The sequence below is a fragment of the Bacillus hominis genome, assembly GCF_018332515.1.
Classification (GTDB): Bacteria; Bacillota; Bacilli; order Bacillales; family Bacillaceae_G; genus Bacillus_A; species Bacillus_A hominis.
Genome location: NZ_BOQD01000231.1, coordinates 1 through 3,346, shown reverse-complemented (window position 1 = coordinate 3,346; position 3,346 = coordinate 1). Strand labels below are relative to the sequence as shown.

General features: G+C 34.0%; 3 protein-coding genes. All 3 read right to left on the bottom strand.

Annotated elements, in window-relative coordinates; translation table 11 throughout:
* Positions 1 to 17 precede the first annotated feature (17 nt).
* Genes KI356_RS20280 through KI356_RS20270 form a run of 3 tightly spaced genes read right to left on the bottom strand, consistent with a single transcriptional unit; the run spans position 18 to position 3,215 of the window.
* Entirely contained in the window at positions 18 to 776 is a 759-nt protein-coding gene (locus KI356_RS20280; protein WP_212936272.1) for an SDR family oxidoreductase, read from the bottom strand.
* Between the two features lie 56 nt (positions 777 to 832).
* Positions 833 to 2,497, bottom strand: a complete 1,665-nt coding sequence (locus KI356_RS20275; RefSeq protein WP_128280608.1) for a putative ABC transporter permease subunit — start codon at positions 2,495 to 2,497, stop codon at positions 833 to 835.
* Positions 2,490 to 3,215, bottom strand: a complete 726-nt coding sequence (locus tag KI356_RS20270) for an ABC transporter ATP-binding protein (protein WP_212936273.1) — start codon at positions 3,213 to 3,215, stop codon at positions 2,490 to 2,492. Before KI356_RS20270 ends, KI356_RS20275 begins: the two co-directional genes overlap by 8 nt.
* Positions 3,216 to 3,346: the final 131 nt, after the last annotated feature.

Genomic DNA, 3,346 nt, shown 5'->3' with positions numbered 1-3,346 from the left:
TTGTTAACATAATATTTTTATGAATAACTACCATTCGAATGTATGACTTGCCCAGTAACCCACTTCGCTTCTTCACTTACTAAAAAAGAAATTAAACGTGCAGCATCCATGGATTCTCCAACTCTACCTTGCGGGAATTTCCATACTAAATGATGCTTTAGCTCCTCTGTAATCCATCCTGTATTCGTTGGTCCTGGATCAACAGCATTCACTGTAATCCCCTTCTCCATAGCAACTGGTGCAACTGACTTTGTAAATGCTTCTATTGCTCCCTTTGTTGCTGCATATGCCAGTTCATCTGGCATTGGCGCTAGTGACTGTCCAGAAGTAAGATTTATAACACTTCCACTTGTTTTGAGTGAAAAATGTTTAATAAATAATGAACTTAATAGCATAGGAGCACGAACATTGACCGTATAATGTTTATCTAACTGTTCTACATCTAACTCTTCAATTTTCGTATGAGTAGAATACGCCGCATTATTAATAAGAATAGATGGCTCACCTAAACGTTCTGATACCATATACAATACACGATTAGGCGAATAAGACTGCGATAAGTTGATTTCTGCCATTTCACATCGAACGTCGTAACTTTCAATTTCCTTTTTCAACAAAAAGGGTTCTTGATCATTCATTCCCCACGGCATTGCTTTATCATACCGAGGCCAGTACGTGAAAAAGACGTCTATCCCCTTTTGAGCAAGCACCTTGCATACAGCTGCACCAATTCCATTCAGACGAGTTGCCCCTGTTACAATTGCTATTTTCCTCACCATTTCTCCTCCATCTAAACATAAATCCTCTGCACGAATACAGAGGATCTATCTTCTTAATTAATATTTGATAATATACGCTCTGCACCTAATTTTAAAATTCTAATTAAAATTAAATTGGCAATGGTAAACAGTATAAATAAAATAATAAACATAACCCACAGTCCTACCTGAAGGACGAAGTATAACACACTTACTCCCGCTACAATAATTAAAGCTATTAAAATATTAGCTAAAAAATTCCACAAAGTTGTGTATCGACTTTTAAATAATTTTTGTTCTGTATCCCAATGTATATCTGCAGTTTGTGCATCCCAGCGCGTACCGATTAAATTAATTAACAATAACCCGTTCGCACTTAGCAAGAACCAAAGTATCATAAAGACTGGGGATACTTTTGCTACAACTGCCATTGTAATACCGAATACTGCTAAAATGATTATATTAATTAACCAAGCAGTTATTGCTTTCGCAAAAAAGATATCCGATGCCTTTACCGGTAAGTAACGATTCACAAACCATGAACTTCCATCTCGAGAAAATGACGTCGTTGCAATGACGTTACTACCCATCAAAAATAAGGATGCACAAAGGCCAACACCGATTGCAAATCCCGTTGTCTCTGGATTGTTAATATACTCTGTAATAAACTTTAAATTCCCATCTTGTACAAATAAAATAAAGAACAACATAATCGGCATAACGAAAGTTTGTACGATACAATTTAAGAAAAATTGCGGTGTACGGAATAACGTTTTAAATTCTTTTTTCACATACGCTTTTAAATGTGAACTTTGTACCGTTGATTTCTGTAAGCCTTCTGCTGAAATTACCTCTTTCTTTGCTGTACTCGTTGAAAGTCCAATAACCCCTTTTAAATATGTACGCTCTGCAATGTAATAAAACAGTCCGAAGAACGCGATAGAAATAAGGATGTAAATAAGAACGTATAATAGACCTTTCCACGATGCATTTTCTACTAATCCCATTGCACCAAAATATGTAGTCGGAAAATAATTTGTCATTTGTATGAAAAGGGAGGATTGATTATTTGCAAGATAATTCGCAACTGAATCTCCAGCTCCAGATACTGCACTTTTATTTCTCCACTGCATAAATACATTAATTCCTACAATAAATAGTATGCTTACGATTCCAATAAATATATTTCCTCGGTCTTTGTTTTTCGCTATATTCGTATACCTCATAATAAGTGTCATAATTAACGAAGCTAACACTAACGGAACAATCGGGAAGAATATGTAAATGACAACCATATAAATATAATATGTAATGAACGCACCGCTCTTTAAACCGTAAGTAATAAAGATAGGCCATAAAATAAACGAACTCATTACGTATTGTGTAATTAACACCGTAAAGAATTTTGCAGAAATAATTTGCGCTGGTTTTAACGGTAACGGTAGTAACATTTCAACATCATTACTATAGTAAAACACTGTTAAAATGTTCATAATACTCATCAAAAACACCCATATACTAGCAATAGCTAATCCCATTGCAATTATAATCGCTGGATTCTGTCCGAGATGTATCATTCCTTCATACATTCCATGCGTCATCGAACCAAATATTAAAAAGCCAACAAATAAAATCGCTGCAAAGGAAAATAAATATGCCCATCGCTTCTTTTTATCTGTTATAAAATCTGCATAATTTAATTTCAATAATACCTTCGTTAACATCCATATTTTACTCATTACCCGTCATCTCCAAGAACATTTTTTCAAGTGATTCATTGGATTTAAAATGATCTCTCATTTCATTTAAATTTCCTTTAAACTGCAAATTGCCCTTATTAATAATAGCGACGCGGTCACATATTTTTTCCGCCACTTCTAATACGTGTGTAGAGAAAAATACAATCTTCCCTTTATCTGCGTGTTCTCTCATCATTTCTTTTAAAATATATGCAGATTTCGGATCAAGCCCCGTTAACGGTTCATCTAAAATCCATACATCCGGCTCATGTATAAGTACACCAATAATAACAATCTTTTGTCTCATACCGTGTGAATAACTTTGAATTTGATCAGATAAAGCATTATAAAGATCAAATTTCTTTGCTAAAGACTCTATTCGTTCTTGCCTTACTTCCTTCGGCACTTCATACATATCAGCCATAAAGTTTAAATATTCAATCCCTTTTAATCGTAAAAACATATCCGGACTATCTGGAACATAGCCAAATGTTTTCTTCGCTTCCATCGGATTTTTCATAATATCTTTACCATTGATTGTAATGGTCCCTTTGTCCACCCCATGAATACCAGTAATCATCTTAATTGTCGTTGATTTACCTGCACCATTTGGTCCTAAAAACCCAAAGATTTCTCCGCTAGGTACAGATAAACTTAAATCTTTTACTGCATAAGTAGACCCATTATAACTTTTTGACACATTCACAATTTCAATCATTACATCCAATCCTTTCCTTCTTTCTCTTTTACACTATATTAATATTATAGCATACTTATATTTTCAGTTTTTTATATTTTTCAGTTTTTTCAACCTTTAAAATAAATATAAACCCCTAATCCAACGATTAA

Coding starts and splice junctions, on each gene's coding strand:
- KI356_RS20270 (WP_212936273.1), bottom strand. CDS start 3,215: ATGATTGAAATTGTGAATGTGTCAAAAAGTTATAATGGGTCTACTTAT.
- KI356_RS20275 (WP_128280608.1), bottom strand. CDS start 2,497: ATGAGTAAAATATGGATGTTAACGAAGGTATTATTGAAATTAAATTAT.